Genomic DNA, 19,717 nt, shown 5'->3' with positions numbered 1-19,717 from the left:
GGCGCGGAGGAACTGAGAATGGACAGGATTCAAGGCGAGCCCAGCCTCTACGACATCCAGTTCGCCCTGAGAACCGACTACGACGCACTGGGGCAGCATTCCTACGACGTCGATCCGCTCGGCGTCGACCCCCTCGGCGTCGATGCCCTTGAGGCGCATCACGTCTGGAACGCGCCCGATCCGGACATCCCCGCGAATGGCTGGGACCCGGACGAGGAACTGGCCCAGATGCTGTCGAGCGTCTCCGCGGTGGACCCGCTACCGCCCCCGCTGGAGGGGCACCACCGCCATCGGCGGCCCGGGCCCGCGGCCCATGTCCTCGAGGGAGGCCAGAGAGTCGGCCCCGTCACGATCCTGGTCGCGACCATCGCCGCCTTCGCGGTCGCCCTGCTCGGCTGGTCCACCGCGTATTCGTACAGCCAGCTGCGCGCCATCGCGTCGACGGTCCTTCCGGCGCCACTGGCACTGTGGTGGCCGCTGACGGTGTACGGGCCTTGGTTCGTGGCGGCCCTCTCCATCCTGCGGGCGGCCTTCCAGCACCGTTCCGCCCGGCGTTCATGGAGTGTCATCCTGCTCGCCTCCGCCACCGCGGTGGCGTTGTGCATCTGCAACTCGGCGCACTCGATGCTCTCGATGGTGATCGTCGGCATTCCCCCGGTCACCGCGCTGGTCTGCTTCCGGGAACTGGTCGGACAGGTGTCGTCCAAGTACCGCCCCCGGCACGCCGCCCCGGTCGACGATCTGCCCGGCAGCACCTGAGCGGGAGCGGCGGAGGCCGGATCGGGAACGGAAACGGAAGCGGCGGGGAGTCAGTCCCCGCCGCTTCCGTACGGCCTCGTCAGAATCTCCAGGTTGTGGCCGTTCGGGTCGTCGAAGTACGCCCCGCGACCGCCGTCCCTGTGGTTGATCTCGCCCCGGCGGCGGTGGTGAGGATCCGCCCAGTACGTCAGCCCCGCCGCCCGTACCCGGCCGAAGATCGACTCGAACTCGTCCTCGGAGACGAGGAACGCGTAGTGCTGAGGCGTGATCGAACCGGCCTCCTCCCTGTAGTCCAGCGTCACGCCGTTCGCGATCTGCACCGGGGTGAACGGGCCGTACTGCGGCGACACCTCCAGCCCCAGCAGATCCGCGAGAAAGCGTGCGGACGCCTCCTTGTCGTGCGCGGCGACGATGGTGTGGTTCAGCTCTACGGACATCGCTCCGAGCCTCCTGCCCCTGGACACCGGGCCCCCCTTCCACGCTACCGCCGTACCGGGGCCCGCTCGGGCAGCGCGAGAACAGCGAGAGGCGGCCCCGCGGGGGACCGCCTCTCGTCCTGGTCGCAGAAGCCTCAGATCGTGGCCGTGTCGATCACGAACCGGTACCGCACATCGCTGTCCAGCACCCGCTCGTACGCGTCGTTGATCTCGGAGGCACCGATCAGCTCGATCTCGGCACCGATGCCGTGCTCCGCGCAGAAGTCCAGCATCTCCTGGGTCTCGCGGATCCCGCCGATGCCGGAGCCGGCGAGGGTCTTGCGGCCCGAGATCACCGAGAACAGGTTGAGCGAGATGGGCTCCTCGGGCGCGCCCACGTTCACCAGGGCGCCGTCGGTCTTCACCATCGACAGGAAGGCACCGAAGTTCAGCGGCGCCGACACGGTCGAGATGATCAGGTCGAACGTGCCGCGCAGTTCCTCGAAGGTCTTCGGGTCGCTGGTGGCGTAGTAGTGGTCCGCGCCCAGTCGCAGCCCGTCGTCCTTCTTGCGCAGGGACTGCGAGAGCACGGTCACCTCGGCGCCCATCGCGTGCGCGAGCTTGACGGCCATGTGCCCGAGACCGCCGAGACCGACCACGGCGACCTTCTTGCCGGGGCCCGCGTTCCAGTGCCGCAGCGGGGAGTACGTGGTGATGCCGGCGCACAGCAGCGGGGCGGCCACGTCGAGGGAGAGACCGTCGGGGATCCGCACGGTGTACGCCTCGTCGACGACGATCTGCTGGGAGTAGCCGCCGTAGGTCGGCTCGCCGTTCTTGTCGAGGGCGTTGTACGTGCCGGTCATGCCCTTGAGGCAGTACTGCTCCAGGCCGGCCTCGCAGTTCTCGCACTCGCGGCAGGAGTCGACCATGCAGCCGACGCCCACGCGGTCGCCGACCTTGAACTTGGTGACGCCCGAGCCGACGGCGGAGACGACGCCCGCGATCTCGTGGCCCGGAACCATGGGGAAGATCGCCTCGCCCCAGCCCTCGCGGACCTGGTGGATGTCCGAGTGGCAGATGCCGGCGAACTTGATGTCGATCAGGACGTCGGACTCACCCACCTCACGCCGTTCGATCGTGGTGCGCTCGAGCGGGGCCTTGGCGGCTGATGCGGCGTACGCGGCAACGGTGGTCATGCCGGAATCTCCTAGGGTCATGTGCCCGGCTGCCATCCACCGGGGCACGCCTCCAGGCTGCAGGAGGACCTCGTACTCACCCAGACCACGGCTCTGCCTACGTCCAGCGTTCCTACTACTGACGGGGTCAGGCTTCCTTTCCTGCGACTGCCCGCGACCGGGAATACTGGGCGTATGGACGCACAGCCCGATTCCGCACAGGAGCCCGTCGCGGCGGGTCAGGCCCTGGACCGGCGTGCCGAGCTCAGCGAGTTCCTGCGCACCCGGCGAGCCCGTCTCAAGCCGCAGGACGTGGGCCTGCCCGACTACGGACGTCACCGGCGGGTGCCTGGGCTGCGGCGCGAGGAACTGGCGCAACTGGCCGGGGTGTCCGTGGCGTACTACACGCGCCTGGAGCAGGGCAACGGGCAGAACGTCTCCGCCGAGGTCCTCGGCTCCATCGCCCGCGCGCTGCGGCTGAGCGACGCGGAGCACGCGCATCTGACGCACCTCGCCAAGCCGAAGGCGCACAAGAAGAAGCCGTCGCCGCGGCCGCAGCAGGTGCGGACCTCCCTGCGCCAGCTGCTGGACGCGTTCGGCGACGTCCCCGCCTACATCACGGGGCGGCGGGGGGAGATCCTGGCGTGGAACCGGATGGCCGCGGCCCTCTTCGGCGACTGGGGCGAGCTGCCGCAGCAGGAGCGGAACTGGGCGCGCATGGTGTTCCTGCGGCCCGAGTACCAAGATCTGTTCGTCGACTGGGAGCAGAAGGCGATCGACATCGTGTCCCTGCTGCGGTACGAGGCGGGCTGCCACCCGGACGATCCCCGGCTGTCCGCGCTGGTCGGCGAGCTGTCGGTGAAGAGCGAGGAGTTCCGGCGGCTGTGGGCGACGCACGACGTCAAGGAGAAGAGCTACGGGCTGAAGCGGATGCGGCATCCCCTGGTGGGTGATATCGAGCTGCAATTCGAGTCGTTCAGGATGACCGGGGACATCGAGCAGGTGCTGGTGACCTACCACGCCGAACCGGGCTCGGCCTCCGCCGAGGCGCTGCGGCTGCTGGCGAGCTGGGGTGCGGACGCCACCCGCGCGGGCACGAGCGCGTCCCGCTCCTGAGAGCACCGCCCCGGACGGCCCGCCGAAGGCGCGGGATGCGCGGCTCCAGGCGGGCGGGTCCGGTGAACGGCCTTGTCCACGGGGCTGTCCCGCCTACGGCGCCGTGTTCTCCTTGACGGTGATCTGCCCCTTGCGGATGGTGGCGAGCCGCGGGGCCTTCTTCGCGATCGCGGAGTCGTGGGTGACCATGATGAACGTCAGCCCGTGCTCCTTCCACATGCGTTCCAGCACGTCCATGATCTCGTCGCGCGTCGACTCGTCGAGGTTTCCGGTGGGTTCGTCGGCGAGCAGCACCTTCGGCTGCTTCACCAGGGCACGCGCGATCGCGACGCGCTGCTGCTGACCGCCGGACATCTCGCCCGGCAGATGTCCGAGCCGCTCACCGAGCCCGACGGACGTCAGCGCCTCGGCGGCACGTTCTCGCCGGTCCTTCGCCTTCACCCCGAGGGGGACGAGGGCGGTCTCGACGTTCTCCTGCGCGGTCAGCGTGGGGATCAGGTTGAAGGACTGGAAGACGAAGCCGATGTTCTCGCTGCGCACCTTGGTGAGCCTGGCCTCCGAGAGCCGGGTGAGGTCGACGCCGTCGAGTTCGACGCTGCCCGCGGTCGGCTTGTCGAGTCCGCCGAGCATCTGCAGCAGGGTCGACTTGCCGCCGCCGGTGGGGCCCTGGATGACCAGGCGGTCGCCGTCGGCGATGGTGAGGTCCACGGCGTTCAGGGCGGTGATGGTCTCCTTGCCGCGGGTGTAGCGCTTGGTGACACCTTGCAGTTCGTACATGGGTGTGACTCCTGGGTGGGTTGACGCTCCGCTCGGGAGCGGGGTGCGGGGCGCTGCCGCCTGACGGCGCGTTGTCGTCCGCGGGTGCGTCGCGGGGTTTCGCGCCGGCGCGGCGGAGTCGCATATCGACAGGACCCCCGCGCCCCTGTGGAGCGCGCTTGGCGCGCATTCCGCGGGTGCCGGTGCTACTCGACCCGGCGCAAGGCGTCCGCTGGGCGCAGGCGGGAGGCTCGCCAGCCGCCGAAGGCGCCTGCGATCAGGCCGCCGGCCACGGCGAGGGCGACCGCGAGAGCGATGGTGGTGGCGCTGACGGGGGCGGTGAGCGCCACTTCCAGTGTCTTCCCCGCCGCCCGGCGGCCACCGCCGCCGAAGCCGCCGAAGCCACCGCCACCGCCACCGAAGCCGCGGCCACCGCCGAAGCCGCCACCGCCACCGAGCTGGGCCTGCAGCGTGGGGCTGATCGCGGTGACCGCGTAGGCGCCCGCCAGGCCGAGCGCGATGCCGAGGGCGCCGCCGACCAGCCCGTTGACGACGGCCTCGCCGACCACCTGCCGGGTCACCCGGCCCGACTTCCAGCCCAGCGCCTTGAGCGTGCCGAACTCGCGCACCCGGCGGGAGACGGCGGAGGAGGTGAGCAGCCCTGCGACCAGGAACGCGGCCGCGAGCACCGTGATGGACAGCCACTTGCCCACGCTGTCGGCGAGGCTGGAGGCGGTGGACAGCGATCCGGAGACGGTGGAGGCGAGGTCCGAGGAAGTGGTGACCGTCGTCCCGGAGATGTTCTTCTGGATGGTCTTCTTGACCGCCGCGATCTGCTGGGAGTCGGCCGCCTTGACGTAGATCGTGGTGACCTTGTCCTTCGCACCGGCGAGGGACTGAGCCTGCGTCAGCGGGATGTAGAGGTTGGCCGCGGAGTCACCGCTGTCGGCCGTGGCGATGCCGATGATCTGGTACGTGACGCCCTTGACGGTGACCGTGCCGCCGACCTTGAGCTTCGCCTGCTCGGCGTACGCCGAGTCCACGACCGCGACCTTGGCGTTCGTCTCGGACGTCTTGAACGTACGGCCGCTGGTGATCTTCGAGGAGGTCAGCGGGCCGAGGGCCGGCTTGGTGACGTCGGTGCCGTAGACGGAGTAGTTGTCGACGCCGAAATTCGCGCCGCCGCCCTCGACACGGCCCTGCGCCCTGCCGCCCCCGAAGCCGCCCCGGCCGCCCTGGCCGCCACCGCTCTGGTCCTGCTTGAACTGGCCCCGGGTGAACTGACCGCTGATCTTGATGACCCGGAGGCTGAGTCCGCCCACGGCGTCCGAGACCCCGCTCTGCGAACCCACCTTGGCGACCGTGCTGTCGGCCAGGGTCTCGAAGCCCTGGACCATGACACGGTCGCTGCTCTGCGTCTCGCCGGAGCCGTTGTCACGGGCGCCGAAGCTGAAGCGCGGCCCCTGCGAGCCGCCGGACGCGGGCGGGGTGGCGGCCTTGGTGACGGTCATGTCGGTGCCGAGGCCGTACAGCGACTGCAGGACCTTGTCCTGCGCCTTCCCCATGCCGGAGGACACGGAGTTGACCACGATGACGAGGGCGATGCCCAGCGCGAGCCCGGAGGCGACGACGAGGGCCGCCTTTCGCCGGCGGCGCAGTTCGCGCCTCAGGTAGGTGAAGAACATGCCCGCAAGCTAGGGAGGAACCCTGATGAACCCATCAACCGGTCATAAGAGAAGCATGAGAAGGCTGTCCATGGCCTCGGACCGACGTGAGAAAACCCCTGAGCAGGCCCCCCGAGCAAGCCCCTGAACAGGCTTGCGAGGCGGTCTCAGGGACCGCCGATGACAGCACGGCCTCAGGCGCAGGAAACGGCACGGCGCCCGCATCCCCCGAGGGGGTGCGGGCGCCGTGGTGAAGTGGTGGGGGCGTCCGGGGATGTCAGACGGCCGAGCCCGCCTTCCACTGGGCCCAGCTCATGTTCCAGCCGTTGTAGCCGTTGTCCGGGGCGACGGTCTTGTCACCCGTGTTGGAGACGACCACGACGTCACCGATGAGCGAGTGGCTGTAGAACCAGGCTGCCGGGGTGTTCGGGTCGCCCGCCCCCTTCTTGTCCTGGAGGCCGACGCAGCCGTGACTGGTGTTCTCGCTGCCGAACACGGACGGCGCGCCCCAGTAGTTGCCGTGGATGAAGGTGCCGGAGCTGGTCAGGCGCATGGCGTGCGGCACGTCCTTGATGTCGTACTCGCCCTTGCCGTCGTCCTTCTTGAAGCCGACCGTCGCGCCGTCCATCCGGGTCTGGGTGAACTTCTCGGAGATCACCATCTGGCCCTGGTACGTGGTGTGCTCGGGCGCACCGGCCGAGATCGGGATGGTCTTGACGGTCCGGCCGTCCTGTGTGACCTTCATCTCCTTGGTCTTCGCGTCGACGTACGAGACCTGGTTGCGGCCGATCTTGAAGGTGACCGTCTTCTGCTGCACGCCGACAACGCCGCTCGCGCCCTCGACGCCGTCGAGGTTGAGCTTCATCGTGACGGTGGAGCCTTCCTTCCAGTACTGCTCGGGACGGAAGTCGAGCCGGTCGGAGCCGAACCAGTGGCCGACGACCTCCTGCCCGCTGCTGGAGGAGACGGTGATCCCCTTCTGCACGGCGACCTTGTTGGTGATGGCCTTGTCGAACTTGATCGAGACGGGCATGCCCACGCCGACGGTCGAGCCGCTCTCCGGCGTGAAGTTGCCCAGGAAGGAGTGGGCCGGGGCCACGGTCGTGAACGAGGCGTTCTCATGGGCGTCGCGGCCCGCGGAGTCCTTGGCGGTCGCGGCGACCTTGTACGTGGTCGAGCGCTGCAGCTGGCCGTCGGGCGCCCAGCTCTTCTTGTCCGCGGATATCTGCCCGGCGACGGGCGTACCGGACTCGGTCGTCATGGTGACGTTGGTGAGGGTCCCCTTTTCCACCGTCACCTTGGCCGCGTTGTTGATGGAGGCGTTGTCGGAGCCGTCCGCCGGTGTGATCTTGATCTGTGCCTCGGAGGTCTTCTTGGCGGCTGCCTCATCGACCTGGGCCTGCGACGTGGGGTCTCCCCCCGAGGCCGATTTGCCGCCGCCGCTGCACGCGGTGAGCACCAGCATTCCGCCGAGCAGAGCGGCAGCGGTCGCCAGACCATTGCGCCGCATACTGTCCGTCATCACACGATTCTCCATCGTCGCCGAATCCCCATGAACCCATCGGCCCCCGTAAGAAGCACCAACGGTAAGGCCGGGCGACCTGGTTCCGTATGCGGAGGTGATGTGGTCCACACCACCCCGGAAGGGCGGATACGCAGGGCGGCCTCCGCGTCGTGCGGGACGCCGGGGATCTCCCCATGAGACGACGGAACCCCGGGTGCCGGTTGCCACCCGGGGTCACGATTTCCCCAAGACACGTCAGCGAAGCACGGCCTCCTCCTCGTCCTCGTCGTCCTCGGCCTCGTCGTCCTCGTCGAGGGCCCAGTCCGGCGACTCGGGGTCGTAGTCGATCTCCTCGCTGCTCCATGAGGCCTGGGCGAGTTCGACGCCCGGCATCTCGCCGATCAGTTCGGACGGGTCGATCAGGTACGCGAGGGCCTCGGCGGCGTCCTCCGACACCGCGCTCTCGGTGTAGACGCGCTCTCCCTCGGGCATGTCCGGGTCGTTCTCGATCCGGTGCAGCGCGGCCTTGGTGACGACGTCCGGGTCGGCGATCTCGACGACCAGTTCCACGCGAAGCCGGACGAACCGTGATGTCTCAGAAGTGCTCATGGCGGGCAGCGTACGGCCCGCGGGGTGCGCGACTTTCCCGCGACCCGCGCCTTTCACTAGCATCGCCCCACACGGCCAATTCGCAAGCGCCACAAAGGGATCGGTATTTCGTGTCCGCCGCACGTCGATCGACGTCCACCGCACGCCGGTCATTGCTGACCGCAACCGCCGCGGGGACCCTGCTGGGAGCCCTGTGGTTCGTCCCGTCCGCCGACGCGACACAGCAGGCCCCCGGGCTGCAGGTGCCGACGTCCGCGCAGTCCTCCACGGACGCGAGCACCACCGCGGACTCCGTGGACGGCGTGGAGACCGCCACCCGACTGGCCGACACGGGAAGCGTGGACACGACGCCCTACGTCGTGGGCGGCACCCTGTTCCTGGGCCTGGGCGCGGGATTCGTGACGTATTCGGTGCGCAGGGAGCGCATGGGCTTCTGAGCACAGATGTCCTCTGAGCACAGATGTGGGGAGGGCCCCGCCGTTCGGCGTGTTCCGGGGCCCTCACCGCATCAGGAGGCAGTGCGACCGCTCCGCCTCAGCGCAGCGCCCCCGTGACCGTCTCGACCGCCTCGAGCAGCCTTCCGTAGCGCACGAAGGCCTCCGCCCCGGCCAGGTCGGGGGCGAGGAAGCGGTCGGGGCCGGGGCCCTGGACGCCCGCCCGGCGCAGTGCCGCGATGGCCGCCTGGCTGGCGGGAGCCGGGGTCAGGCCCTCGCGCAGTTCCACCGCCCGGGCCGCCGCGTACAGCTCGACGGACAGGACCCGGGTGAGGTTGTCCACCGCGGTACGCAGCTTGCGCGCCGCCGACCAGCCCATCGAGACATGGTCCTCCTGCATCGCCGAGGACGGGATCGAGTCGGCCGAGGCCGGTACGGCCAGCCGCTTCATCTCGCTCACCAACGCCGCCTGCGTGTACTGGGCGATCATCAGACCCGAGTCGACGCCCGCGTCGTCCGCGAGGAACGGCGGCAGGCCGTGCGAGCGGTTCTTGTCCAGCAGCCGGTCGGTGCGGCGCTCCGCGATGGACGCCAGGTCCGCCGCCGCGATCGCCAGGAAGTCCAGGACATAGGCCACGGGCGCGCCGTGGAAGTTGCCGTTCGACTCGACACGGCCGTCGGGCAGGACGACGGGGTTGTCCACCGCGGCGGCCAGTTCGCGCTCGGCGACGAGGCGGGCGTGCGCCATGGTGTCCCGGCCTGCGCCCGCTACCTGCGGAGCGCACCGCACGGAGTAGGCGTCCTGGACGCGCGGCGCGCCGTCCTGGTGATGGCCCGTCAAGCCGGAACCCTTCAGCACGGCCAGCATGTTGGCGGCCGAGTCGCCCTGCCCGGGGTGCGGGCGGATGGCGTGCAGCTCGGGCGCGAGCACCTTCTCCGTACCGAGCAGCGCCTCGAGGGACAGCGCCGCCGTGACGTCGGCCGACTTGTACAGCTTCTCCAGGTCGGCCAGCGCCATGACCAGCATGCCCAGCATGCCGTCGGTCCCGTTGAGGAGCGCGAGCCCCTCCTTCTCGTGCAGCTCGACCGCGGCGATGCCGTGCTCCGTGAGGAGTTCGGCGGCGGGCCGTACGACACCGTCGGGACCCTCGGCCTCACCCTCGCCCATGAGCGTCAGCGCGCAGTGGGACAGCGGGGCGAGGTCTCCCGAGCAGCCGAGGGAACCGTACTCGTGCACGACCGGGGTGATGCCGGCGTTGAGGATGTCCGCCATGGTCTGCGCGACCTCGGGGCGGACACCGGTGTGGCCGGAGCAGACGGTCTTCAGCCGCAGGAACATCAGGGCGCGCACGACCTCGCGCTCGACCCGGGGGCCCATTCCGGCCGCGTGCGAGCGGACGATGTTGCGCTGCAACTGGGTGCGCAGGTCCGCGCTGATGTGCCGGGTCGCCAGTGCCCCGAAGCCGGTGCTGACCCCGTAGACGGGCTCCGGCTTCGCCGCCAGCGCGTCCACGATCCCGCGGGCCGCCGCGAGGGCCGCCAGGGCCTCCTCCGAGAGCTCGATCCGGGCGTTCGCGCGCGCCACGGCCAGAACGTCGGACGCGGTGACCCCGGACGTCCCCACCACCACAGTGTGCATATCCATATTCAGGAGCGTACGCAGTGAATGCACTGATGTCACTAGTGGACGGCCGGTTGACCCCTTACCCGCCAGCGGAGGCGCCCGCCACCCGTCGGCTCGGCACCACCCGCCGGCTCAGCATCGCCCGCCGTCCGGCGACTCGGGGTGGCGCCCCCGGAAACGGCGGCGCTCCCCCGCGGCGGGCGGCGGCGCGTCGGCCAGGCGGAGCACAGGGTCGTCGGGCCCCTCCCGGCCCGCGACCACCGGCTTGGCGGCGTGCAGGGCCTTGGCGCGGTACTGGGCCGCGTCCGCGAGCCGGAACAGCCGGCGGGCCGAGCGGACGGGGCCGATCGGGTCCTGGGTGGAGGCGACCCCGCAGGCGACGCCGTCACCGAGTTCGAGTTCGGCGGCCCGGCGGCAGACCTCGTCGGCGATCCGCACGACCTCGTCGGCGCCGGCGCCGACCGCGAGGAGGCAGAACTCGTCGCCGCCGAGCCGGGCGACAAGGGCACCCGGCAGCATCGCGCCGCACAGCGACAACACCGACCCGAAGCGCTCCAGCAGCCGGTCGCCGACCGCATGTCCCTGGGTGTCGTTGACCCGTTTGAGCCCGTTGACATCGCAGACGACGAGCGAGACCGCGACCCCCTCCCCTCGATGCTGTTCGATGGCCTCGTCGAGGCGCACATCGACGGCGCGGCGGTTGGCGAGGCCCGTGAGGGAGTCGGTGAAGGCGAGTCGGCGGGCCTCCTCCAGACGTTCGGTCTGAGCGATGCCCGCGGCGACGACGGAGGCGAGGACGGTTGCGAAGTCGGCGTCGGCGGTGCCGAAGAGAGGGGCACCGGCCTCGCGGGCGACATACAGCTCCCCCCAGGCCCTGCCGTGCAGCACCACAGGCGCCACGACGCAGCAGCCGCGGCCACGGCGGCGCAGGGCGGCGACCCGCTGATGGCAGTACCCGGCGTGCCCCGCGGCCGTGCCCCGCGCGGTCTCCACCCAGGCGCTCGGCCCGCCCCCGCCCGCCCAGCGCTCGTGCAGGAACTCGGTGATCTCCGGGAACTGGTGCACGGGGTACGCCTCGTCCTCCGGGAACTCCTCCTCCTCAGCCGCGCGCTCCCCCACATTGACCAGGACCCGCAGCCGTCCGCGCTCACGCTCCCACACGGACAGCGCGGCGAAGTTACCGGCGAGCGCCCGGCATGCGCCGAGCGCCGCGGCCCGCCAGGACTCGTGCGGGCTGTGCGCCGCCGCCATCCCCTGCGCGAGCGCCACCACGGCCCTCAGCCGACTGTCCTCACCCATCACTCCAGGCTAGAGATGATCAGCGCGAGATGAGACATCGGTGCGGCGATCAGGTTGTGGTGCCAGGGTGTGGTGCCGCGGAACGCCCGATCGCTCACCCGGCCATGACGGACTCACTCACCCGGCCACTGCGGACTGCGCTTCTCGTTGAACGCGGCCACGCCTTCCGCGCGGTCCCCCGAGAACGCCACCGACCGCCAGGCCGCGTCCTCCACCTCGAGTCCGGCCCGCAGATCGAGGCCATGACCGAGCCGCAGAGCCCGCTTCGCCGCCCGCAGACCCACCGGGGAGTTCGCCGCGATACGGGCCGCGAGGGCGAGCGCCTCCTCCCGGTCCTGGCCCTCCGCCACGAGTTCGTCGACCAGGCCCAGCTCCCGCGCCTCGGCGGCCTCCAGACGGCGGGCCGTGAAGATCAGCTCGGCCGCCCGCGCGGCACCAACCCGGCGGGGCAGCAGCTGGGTACCACCGCCGCCCGGGATCACGCCCACGGAGACCTCGGGCAGTCCGACCAGGGCCGTACGGTCCGCCACGATCAGATCGCAGGACAGGGCCAGCTCGAAGCCGCCGCCCAGCGCGAAGCCGTGCACGGCGGCGATCGTCGGCATCGGCAGCTCCAGCACGCCGGTGTACGCGGCGCGCGCGACCGGGCGCTGGCGCACCAGGTCGAGGTCCGTGAAGGAGTTGCGCTCCTTGAGGTCGGCGCCGACGCAGAACGCGCGCTCGTGCGTTGACGTCAGCACCGTCACCCGGGCGTCCCGGTCGGCGGCGAGGTCCGCGCAGGCGGCGCCGATCGAGCGGGCCATCTCGGTGGACACCGCGTTCATCGCCTTGGGCCGGTCGAGCGCCAGCTCCGCGACATACCCGTGCCGCCGTACGACGACGAACTCGCCGAAACGCCGTTCGTCCGCCTGCTCCGCCATGACACCCTCCCGGTTAACGCGGGTTAACTAACGATGTCCCGATCATGGCAGCCGGAGCGGTCCCGCGGAAGGTGTTCCGGACCCGAGCCGCATGCGGGCCACCGACGGCCATCGCTCCCCGTTCGAGTGACATCCCGGCCGTCTCCCCGTCACCTGCCCCCAATCCGCACATAATCTGCGCACCGCTGGGGCGCATCGGGGGATCACGGGCATACCGGGGAGGCACGCGCAATGACGACAGAAACGACCATCACCGAGACCGAGGCGGCGACGCACGGCACCACGGGCGTCCTCTGGTTCCGTCCCGGCGGCCGGCACCGCAAGCCGCGCCGCCGGAGCACGGTTCTCGCCGTCGGCGGACTCGCATTCGCCGCGGGGGCCCTGACCCTCGTACGCCTGGGGCCGGACGCGGCGACGGGCGGGGGCGGGACCGCACAGGCGGATCCCCACATCCGCGCCACCGACACGGCCGCCACGATCACCACCGAGCCCCCGAAGGCCGGCGCGGACCGGCACTCCGTGGTCCCGGCACCGGGCACCACCCGGGCGGCGACGGCGGATTCGGCCGGGACGAGCCCCACGAGCCTGTCCGCGCACCCGCCCGCGTCGGCACCGTCCGCCACCGACCCGGCGACCGGAATCCCCGAGGCGCCGTCGACGCCGAGGGCACCCGCCGCGTCCGGCGCCCCGTCGGTCACGAGAACCGTGTCGCCCGAGCCCGCCCCGACCACGACGACGCCAGGCTCCACGTCCACGCACACACCCGCACCGGACCCGGCCCCGCCGGGCCTTTGCGTCCCGCTCATCGGACTGTGTCTCGGCGGCGGTTGAGCCGCGCGCCGAGCAGAAAGGATTCGGTAGGACGAGCAGTCATACGGTCATACGGCGATATTCCGTCGTGCTCCGCCCCGGTGCGCTCCGTCCCGCCCGGCTCTACGGCGATCCGTCGCGCCGGTTGAGGAGCCACGGCTCGATCACGCCGAGGCCGCGCACCGGGCGCTGCCACATCGGCTGGAGCGCGAAGCGGTACGAGGGCGGTTCCTCGCCCTCCTTCTCCGCGGCTGCCGCGGCCTCGGCGGCCTCGGCCTCGGAGGCGGGCGCCTCGGTCGTACGGATGAGCTCCTCCGCGAAGGCGCCGTCGACCAGGACCGCGTCCCGGGGCGCTATGGAGGTCAGGCGGCTCGCCAGGTTCACCGTCGTACCGAACACATCGCCCATCCGGGTGGTGACGGTGCCGAAGGCGATGCCCACGCGCAGCTCCGGCATGGTCTCGTCGTGCGCCATCGTCTCGATGAGACGCAGGGCGATCTCCGCCGCGATACCGGCGTCGTCCGCCGCGTACAGCACCTCGTCGCCCAGGGTCTTGATGAGCCGCCCTCCGTGGGCGGCGACCAGGTCGGCCGCGGTGGTCTCGAACGCCTCGACGAGTTCGCCGAGTTCCTCCTCCTCCAGGCGGCGCGTCAGCCGGGTGAAGCCGACGAGGTCCGCGAAGCCGACCGCGAGGCGGCGGTCGACCATCTCCTCGTCGTCCCCCGCCTGGACGACCCGGCCGGTGGCGGCGGCCAGCTGGCGGCGCCAGACGTAGACGAGGAACTCCTCCAGTTCGGGGAGGAGCAGCTCGACCAGGGGGTACGTCACCTCGGTGCGGGTCATGCCGGGCTCGGGGGGCTCGGTGAGCCCCTCCAGGAAGGAATCGATCTGCCATTCGGCCAGCCGGGCGGTGGTCTGCCCGGTCGACCGGGCCACCTGCACCGCCATCGCCTCGCTCAGCAGGCCCGCCTCGACCAGACCGGCGAGCCTGCGCAGCGCCAGTACGTCGGCCTCCGTCAGCGCCTTGGCCTGCCCTATGTCCGCGAAGCCCATCGCCCGCCAGAAGCGGGACGCCAGCTCCATGGACACACCCGCGCTACGGGCCGCCTGGAAGGGCGTGTAGCGGCGCTCCGCTCCCAGGATGAGCTGCTCCAGGCGCAGCGCCAGGGGGTTCTCCTCGGGCTCGGCGTCCGCGTCCCGCTCGGGTCCACCGTCGGGGACGGGGTGTACGCCCGTGCCCGAGCCCGTGTCGTCGACGGTCACGCGTGCTGCCCTTCCGATCTGCCGCGGTCAGGTATCGACCGCGGTCAACTCTACGGCAGGTGTGCGGTAGCTCACTCCTCAGCGGGTGCGTCCGGCGGGAGCCCGCGGGTGCCCGCCGCCGGAGGCCGCTTGCCAGGGGCCCCCGCCCCGGCCTCCGGGCCCGGGCCCGCGAGGGCGGAAGCCCCCGCCCGCCCCGGCGCCCGTGCCGCTCAAGCCAGGCGCAGGTGAACGATGTCCCCCGCCCCCACCGGCTCCTGCACCCCGTCCTCCGTCGCCAGCACCAGACGGCCGTCGCGGTCGATCGCCACCGCCTCCCCCGTGATGGTGCGGTCCCCGGGCAGCTCCGCCCGTACGAGCCGGCCCAGCGTGGCGCACCCGGCCGCGTAGGTCTCCTGCAGTCCGCTCGCCGCCGGGTCGCCGCCCGCCTCGCGCCAGCGGCCGTACCAGTCCTCCAGCGAGCGCAGCACCGCGCGCAGCACCGGATCGCGGTCAGTGGTCCGGGCGCCCGCCAGGGCCAGGGACCCAGCGGTGGGCACCGGCAGTTCGTCCTCGCGCAGGGTGACGTTGATGCCCATACCGACCACGACCCCGTCGTCCCCCGCGCGCTCCGCGAGGATGCCTCCGGTCTTGCGCTCCTCGTCGCCCACGGTGATCAGCAGGTCGTTGGGCCATTTGAGTGCCGTGTCGACCCCCGCGACCCGGGAGAGACCCGTCGCGGCGGCCACCCCCGCGAGCAGCGGCAGCCAGCCCCAGCGCTGGACGGGCACCTCGGCCGGCCGGAGCAGCACCGAGAAGAAGAGGCCGGAGCGGGCCGGAGCCGTCCAGGTGCGGTCCAGCCTGCCGCGCCCGGCGTCCTGCTGCTCGGCGATCAGGACGGCGCCCTCGGCAGCCTTGCCTGACGCGGCGAGGGCGACGAGGTCGGTGTTGGTGGAACCGGTGCTCTGCACGACATCCACTCCGGACCACAGGCCCCCGTCCCGCAGCAGCGCCCGGCGCAGCGCGGCGGCGTTCAGGGGCGGGCGGTCCAGGTCGGACCAACGTCCGCGCCCCTCGGAGGAGTCGTCGGAGGAGTCACCGGACCGGTCGTTCGCGTCTGAGGCATCTCGCGGCATCATGCAAGCCACCCTAGGTGTGGTAAACGCCGCACTGCCGACAGGTAGGCGCGCCACTACGCTACGGATGAGTAACCGTTCGTTCTTCTGAGCATTCGCTTGCTCGAAGCACCCTCGAAGCACTCACCCTCACGTCCCCACTGAGCAGGCAGGGAGCCGCATCCCGATGTCCGAGCCGGAAGAGATCGACATCCACACCACCGCGGGCAAGCTCGCGGACCTGAATCGCCGGGTCCAGGAGGCGACGCACGCCGGCTCGGAGCGTGCCGTCGAGAAGCAGCACGCCAAGGGCAAACTGACGGCCCGTGAGCGGATCGAACTGCTGCTCGACGAGGACTCGTTCGTCGAGCTGGACGAGTTCGCCCGGCACCGCTCCACCAACTTCGGCCTGGAGAAGAACCGGCCGTACGGGGACGGTGTCGTCACCGGATACGGAACCGTGGACGGCCGGCCCGTCGCCGTGTTCTCGCAGGACTTCACCGTCTTCGGCGGGGCGCTGGGCGAGGTCTACGGCCAGAAGATCGTCAAGGTGATGGACTTCGCGCTGAAGACCGGCTGCCCGGTCATCGGCATCAACGACTCCGGCGGCGCCCGTATCCAGGAGGGTGTCGCGTCGCTGGGCGCGTACGGCGAGATCTTCCGCCGCAACACCCATGCCTCCGGTGTGATCCCGCAGATCAGCCTGGTCGTCGGCCCCTGCGCGGGCGGCGCGGTGTACTCCCCGGCCATCACCGACTTCACGGTCATGGTCGACCAGACCTCGCACATGTTCATCACCGGCCCCGACGTCATCAAGACGGTCACCGGCGAGGACGTCGGCTTCGAGGAGCTGGGCGGCGCCCGCACCCACAACTCGGCCTCCGGCGTGGCCCACCACATGGCCGGGGACGAGAAGGACGCCATCGAATACGTCAAGCAACTGCTGTCGTACCTGCCGTCCAACAACCTCAGCGAGGCCCCGGTCTTCCCCGAGGAGGCGGACCTCGCGGTCAGCGGCGAGGACCTCGAGCTGGACACGCTCGTCCCGGACAGCGCGAACCAGCCGTACGACATGCACACGGTGATCGAGCACATCCTGGACGACGCCGAGTTCTTCGAGACACAGCCCCTGTTCGCGCCGAACATCCTCACCGGCTTCGGCCGCGTCGAGGGCCACCCGGTGGGCATCGTCGCCAACCAGCCGATGCAGTTCGCGGGCTGCCTCGACATCGACGCGAGCGAGAAGGCCGCGCGCTTCGTGCGCACCTGCGACGCCTTCAACCTCCCCGTCATCACCTTCGTGGACGTCCCCGGATTCCTGCCCGGCGTCGACCAGGAGCACACCGGCATCATCCGCCGCGGCGCCAAGCTGATCTACGCGTACGCCGAGGCCACGGTCCCGCTGATCACGGTCATCACCCGCAAGGCGTTCGGCGGGGCCTACGACGTCATGGGCTCCAAGCACCTGGGCGCGGACCTCAACCTGGCCTGGCCCACCGCCCAGATCGCGGTCATGGGCGCGCAGGGCGCGGTCAACATCCTGCACCGGCGCACCATCGGCGAGTCGGACGACCCGGAGGCGACCCGCGCGCGGCTGATCCAGGAGTACGAGGACGCCCTCCTCAACCCCTACGTCGCGGCCGAGCGCGGCTACATCGACGCGGTGATCATGCCGTCCGACACCCGCCGCCATGTCGTGCGCGGTCTGCGTCAGCTGCGCACCAAGCGGGCATCCCTGCCCCCGAAGAAGCATGGCAACATCCCCCTGTAAACCCCGGACCCGACCCCTGGAGCGGATATGACGATCAAGGTCGTACGGGGCAATCCGACCCCGGAGGAGCTGGCCGCCGCACTGGCGGTGGTCCGAGCCCGCGCCGCGGCGGCTGCCGCGCAGCCGTCCGGCGCGGCGCGGCGGCGCGACTCCTGGGCCGATCCCGCCCGTATCGCCGCCCACCGGCTGCCCCAGCCGGGCCCGGTGACCTGGTCCCGGACCTACTGGCCCGGCTGAGGGTTTCCCGCAGGAGAAGCCCCCTGGATCGGGGAGCTGGTGCCGCGGCAGGCACTGGAGCAGCACAAGTGACCGCGGGTCCGTCCACGACGGGCCCGCGGTCGTTCATGGGCGATATCGACCGGCATAGTTGAGTACGCGTACTCAGGCGGCGCGGCGGGCCCACGGCGCAGGATCGAAGGCATGCTGTGGTCCGACCCCGACGACGAGCCGCCGGAGGAACTGCGCGAGACGCAGGAGATGTTGCGGCGCCTGGGGGTTCTCATGGCCCTGGCGGTAGTGCTGGCGATGCTCGTCGTCGGCATCAGGTGAGGTGCGCCGATACGCTGAGCGCATGACCGTTCAGCCGCGTCGCCGCCTCGTGCTCGCCTCCCAGTCCCCCGCCCGGCTCGGACTGCTCAGGCAGGCCGGACTCGATCCCGAAGTCATCGTCAGCGGCGTCGACGAGAACGCCGTGACCGCCCCCACCCCCGCGGAGCTCGCGCTCGCGCTGGCCGAGGCGAAGGCGTCGGTCGTCGCGGCCCGGCCCGAGGTCAAGGGGGCACTGGTGATCGGCTGCGACTCGGTGCTGGACCTGGACGGCCAGGCCCTCGGCAAGCCCGCGGACGCCGAGGAGGCCACGGCCCGCTGGAAGTCGATGCGCGGCCGGGCGGGCACGCTCCAGACCGGCCACTGCGTCTACGACACGGTCAGCGGACGGTACACATCCGCCACCGCCTCCACCGTGGTCTGCTTCGGCGAGCCCACGGACGAGGAGATCGCCGCGTACGTCGCCTCCGGCGAGCCCCTCTACGTCGCGGGAGCCTTCACCCTGGACGGCCGCTCGGCGCCGTTCATCGACGGCATCGAGGGCGACCACGGCAATGTCATCGGCATCTCGCTGCCGCTGATCCGCCGGCTGCTGGCGGAACTGGGGATCGGCATCACGGAGTTGTGGGCGCCGGTGAAGAAGTGAGCGCCGAGGCCTCTCGCCCGCAGCGCCCGCCGGACCCCTGGAGCGCCTCGTAGGCCCCGTGGAGCGCCCACGCGGGCCCCGGCAGCTGCAGGGGCCCGCAGAGCGCCGTGGAGCCCCTCAGGAGGCGGCCGGTGCGGGCGCTCCTCCGCCCTCCGGGGCATCCCCCTGGGCCGTGTCCTTGCGGGCGCCCTCCGTGTCGCCTCCCGGGGCACTGTCCGCGGGCGGCGCTCCGGCGGGGCCCTGCCCGCGGTCGTACATCATGAGGGTGAGCAGTATCAGCCCGAACACCACCATCATGTACGCGAACGCGCTCCAGCCCACCAGGCCGACCGTGAGCGCGCCGAGCAGACCGTGCACGACGGCGGCGCTGATCAGGACGATGCGCCAGAAGCCGGACGGTGCGCGGTCGCGCAGGGCGATGAGCAGGGCGGCGACCCCGCACAGCGCGAAATAGAGCCCGAAGACGACACCGCCCGCCTTCGAGGACGTCGCCATCGTGTCCGGGTCGATGCCGGCCAGGGACATGTCCTGCCGGTCGGCGATCACGCCGAGGAACCAGTTCAGGAGTGCGATGCCGATCGCCTCCCCGAACAGAACGATCGCCACCACTGCTGCCACCGGTCTGCGGACCACCGGCCCCCACCCACCTTCTAGCGCGCTTGCTGGTTACTCGCAGTACGTTCGAGTCGTCGCGAACGCTACTAACGGGTAAAGCTGGGGACAAGAGTCCTGGCAGGGGCAAAGATTCGTTGGGCCATTAGTAGGGACTCCACAAAGAAACACGACCGGCGGCAGGACGACTTCATAGAGACCTTGACCACATCGGAGGGCTAGGGTTTTCGGGTGGATTCCCCTGTACGGCGATGCGACAAGGGATTTCGCCGGTGGAGTGAGCCTGGTTTCACGCTCCGTGTGGGCAAGCTCACCACTGGGGACGGGTCGAAACGTCGTGTCGGCAGTCCCTAAACTCGGCTTGTTTCAAGGAGAGGGAGCCAACGTGCGCAAGGTGTTGATCGCCAACCGTGGCGAAATCGCTGTCCGTGTCGCCCGGGCCTGCCGTGACGCCGGGATCGCGAGCGTGGCCGTGTACGCCGACCCGGACCGGGACGCCCTGCACGTCCGCGCGGCGGACGAGGCGTTCGCGCTGGGCGGTGACACACCCGCGACCAGCTACCTGGACATCGACAAGGTCCTGCAAGCCGCCAAGGACTCCGGCGCCGACGCCATCCACCCCGGCTACGGCTTCCTCTCCGAGAACGCCCACTTCGCCCAGGCCGTCCTGGACGCGGGCCTGATCTGGATCGGCCCGCCCCC

At 70.9% G+C, this 19,717-nt stretch carries 21 protein-coding genes; 9 read left to right on the top strand and 12 right to left on the bottom strand.

Annotation, left to right across the window (positions count from 1 at the left end):
* Positions 1-18 precede the first annotated feature (18 nt).
* Entirely contained in the window at positions 19-759 is a 741-nt protein-coding gene (locus tag ABZ845_RS18380) for a DUF2637 domain-containing protein (protein WP_360980382.1), read from the top strand.
* A gap of 50 nt (positions 760-809) precedes the next feature.
* Here the strand turns inward: ABZ845_RS18380 and ABZ845_RS18375 are convergent, their stop codons facing one another.
* Entirely contained in the window at positions 810-1,196 is a 387-nt protein-coding gene (locus ABZ845_RS18375; RefSeq protein WP_360980379.1) for a VOC family protein, read from the bottom strand.
* 134 nt (positions 1,197-1,330) lie between these two features.
* Positions 1,331-2,371: an NAD(P)-dependent alcohol dehydrogenase gene (locus ABZ845_RS18370; protein ID WP_360980376.1), complete on the bottom strand. Its 1,041-nt coding sequence runs from the start codon at positions 2,369-2,371 to the stop codon at positions 1,331-1,333.
* Positions 2,372-2,545: 174 nt separating this feature from the next.
* Between ABZ845_RS18370 and ABZ845_RS18365 the strand changes: the two genes are divergently transcribed.
* Positions 2,546-3,466, top strand: a complete 921-nt coding sequence (locus ABZ845_RS18365) for a helix-turn-helix transcriptional regulator (protein WP_360980373.1) — start codon at positions 2,546-2,548, stop codon at positions 3,464-3,466.
* Between the two features lie 93 nt (positions 3,467-3,559).
* On the opposite strand, the gene ABZ845_RS18360 is transcribed toward ABZ845_RS18365, so the two are convergent.
* The 4 genes from ABZ845_RS18360 to ABZ845_RS18345 all read right to left on the bottom strand — a co-directional run bounded on the left by ABZ845_RS18360 (position 3,560) and on the right by ABZ845_RS18345 (position 7,999).
* Positions 3,560-4,243 (bottom strand): ABC transporter ATP-binding protein, encoded by a 684-nt coding sequence (locus ABZ845_RS18360; protein ID WP_360980370.1) that lies wholly within the window; start codon positions 4,241-4,243, stop codon positions 3,560-3,562.
* Between the two features lie 185 nt (positions 4,244-4,428).
* The gene (locus tag ABZ845_RS18355; RefSeq protein WP_360980367.1) at positions 4,429-5,907 is read right to left on the bottom strand and encodes an ABC transporter permease; all 1,479 of its coding nucleotides are present in this window, start codon (positions 5,905-5,907) and stop codon (positions 4,429-4,431) included.
* Positions 5,908-6,163: 256 nt separating this feature from the next.
* Positions 6,164-7,408: an Ig-like domain-containing protein gene (locus tag ABZ845_RS18350; RefSeq protein WP_360980364.1), complete on the bottom strand. Its 1,245-nt coding sequence runs from the start codon at positions 7,406-7,408 to the stop codon at positions 6,164-6,166.
* 237 nt (positions 7,409-7,645) lie between these two features.
* Positions 7,646-7,999, bottom strand: a complete 354-nt coding sequence (locus ABZ845_RS18345) for a hypothetical protein (RefSeq protein ID WP_360980361.1) — start codon at positions 7,997-7,999, stop codon at positions 7,646-7,648.
* A gap of 110 nt (positions 8,000-8,109) precedes the next feature.
* Here ABZ845_RS18345 and ABZ845_RS18340 point away from each other — a divergent pair, with 110 nt between their 5' ends.
* The gene (locus ABZ845_RS18340) at positions 8,110-8,436 is read left to right on the top strand and encodes a hypothetical protein (RefSeq protein ID WP_360980358.1); all 327 of its coding nucleotides are present in this window, start codon (positions 8,110-8,112) and stop codon (positions 8,434-8,436) included.
* Positions 8,437-8,533: 97 nt separating this feature from the next.
* Here ABZ845_RS18340 and hutH read toward each other — a convergent pair whose 3' ends face one another.
* From hutH to ABZ845_RS18325, 3 genes are all read right to left on the bottom strand, one after another.
* A complete protein-coding gene (gene hutH / locus ABZ845_RS18335) occupies positions 8,534-10,072 on the bottom strand; it encodes a histidine ammonia-lyase (protein ID WP_360980712.1) in 1,539 nt (512 codons plus the stop codon).
* A 117-nt stretch (positions 10,073-10,189) separates the two neighbouring features.
* Complete coding sequence (locus tag ABZ845_RS18330; protein WP_360980355.1) at positions 10,190-11,356, bottom strand: GGDEF domain-containing protein; 1,167 nt, start codon at positions 11,354-11,356, stop codon at positions 10,190-10,192.
* Positions 11,357-11,469: 113 nt separating this feature from the next.
* Positions 11,470-12,276 carry an enoyl-CoA hydratase-related protein gene (locus ABZ845_RS18325; RefSeq protein ID WP_360980352.1) on the bottom strand — a complete coding sequence of 269 codons (807 nt, stop codon included), beginning with the start codon at positions 12,274-12,276 and terminating at the stop codon, positions 11,470-11,472.
* 231 nt (positions 12,277-12,507) lie between these two features.
* Here ABZ845_RS18325 and ABZ845_RS18320 point away from each other — a divergent pair, with 231 nt between their 5' ends.
* The gene (locus ABZ845_RS18320) at positions 12,508-13,107 is read left to right on the top strand and encodes a hypothetical protein (RefSeq protein ID WP_360980349.1); all 600 of its coding nucleotides are present in this window, start codon (positions 12,508-12,510) and stop codon (positions 13,105-13,107) included.
* Positions 13,108-13,209: 102 nt separating this feature from the next.
* Here ABZ845_RS18320 and ABZ845_RS18315 read toward each other — a convergent pair whose 3' ends face one another.
* Positions 13,210-14,349, bottom strand: a complete 1,140-nt coding sequence (locus tag ABZ845_RS18315; protein ID WP_360980346.1) for an adenylate/guanylate cyclase domain-containing protein — start codon at positions 14,347-14,349, stop codon at positions 13,210-13,212.
* A 209-nt stretch (positions 14,350-14,558) separates the two neighbouring features.
* Positions 14,559-15,464, bottom strand: a complete 906-nt coding sequence (locus tag ABZ845_RS18310; RefSeq protein WP_360980343.1) for a biotin--[acetyl-CoA-carboxylase] ligase — start codon at positions 15,462-15,464, stop codon at positions 14,559-14,561.
* A gap of 163 nt (positions 15,465-15,627) precedes the next feature.
* Between ABZ845_RS18310 and ABZ845_RS18305 the strand changes: the two genes are divergently transcribed.
* The 4 genes from ABZ845_RS18305 to ABZ845_RS18290 all read left to right on the top strand — a co-directional run bounded on the left by ABZ845_RS18305 (position 15,628) and on the right by ABZ845_RS18290 (position 18,403).
* On the top strand, positions 15,628-17,211 hold the full coding sequence (locus tag ABZ845_RS18305) for an acyl-CoA carboxylase subunit beta (RefSeq protein ID WP_360980340.1): 1,584 nt from the start codon (positions 15,628-15,630) through the stop codon (positions 17,209-17,211).
* Between the two features lie 27 nt (positions 17,212-17,238).
* Positions 17,239-17,448: an acyl-CoA carboxylase epsilon subunit gene (locus ABZ845_RS18300; protein ID WP_360980337.1), complete on the top strand. Its 210-nt coding sequence runs from the start codon at positions 17,239-17,241 to the stop codon at positions 17,446-17,448.
* 183 nt (positions 17,449-17,631) lie between these two features.
* Positions 17,632-17,760 (top strand): hypothetical protein, encoded by a 129-nt coding sequence (locus ABZ845_RS18295; RefSeq protein WP_360980334.1) that lies wholly within the window; start codon positions 17,632-17,634, stop codon positions 17,758-17,760.
* A 22-nt stretch (positions 17,761-17,782) separates the two neighbouring features.
* The gene (locus ABZ845_RS18290) at positions 17,783-18,403 is read left to right on the top strand and encodes a nucleoside triphosphate pyrophosphatase (protein ID WP_360980331.1); all 621 of its coding nucleotides are present in this window, start codon (positions 17,783-17,785) and stop codon (positions 18,401-18,403) included.
* A 117-nt stretch (positions 18,404-18,520) separates the two neighbouring features.
* On the opposite strand, the gene ABZ845_RS18285 is transcribed toward ABZ845_RS18290, so the two are convergent.
* The gene (locus ABZ845_RS18285; RefSeq protein WP_360980328.1) at positions 18,521-19,036 is read right to left on the bottom strand and encodes a hypothetical protein; all 516 of its coding nucleotides are present in this window, start codon (positions 19,034-19,036) and stop codon (positions 18,521-18,523) included.
* A gap of 364 nt (positions 19,037-19,400) precedes the next feature.
* Between ABZ845_RS18285 and ABZ845_RS18280 the strand changes: the two genes are divergently transcribed.
* Positions 19,401-19,717 (top strand): biotin carboxylase N-terminal domain-containing protein (locus ABZ845_RS18280; RefSeq protein WP_360980325.1); only part of this gene is annotated, 317 nt, incomplete at its 3' end.

The sequence above is a fragment of the Streptomyces sp. NPDC047022 genome, assembly GCF_040644155.1.
GTDB lineage: Bacteria > Actinomycetota > Actinomycetes > Streptomycetales > Streptomycetaceae > Streptomyces.
The sequence above is the reverse complement of the archived record's forward strand: the minus strand, read 5'-3'. Positions and strand labels throughout refer to the sequence as shown.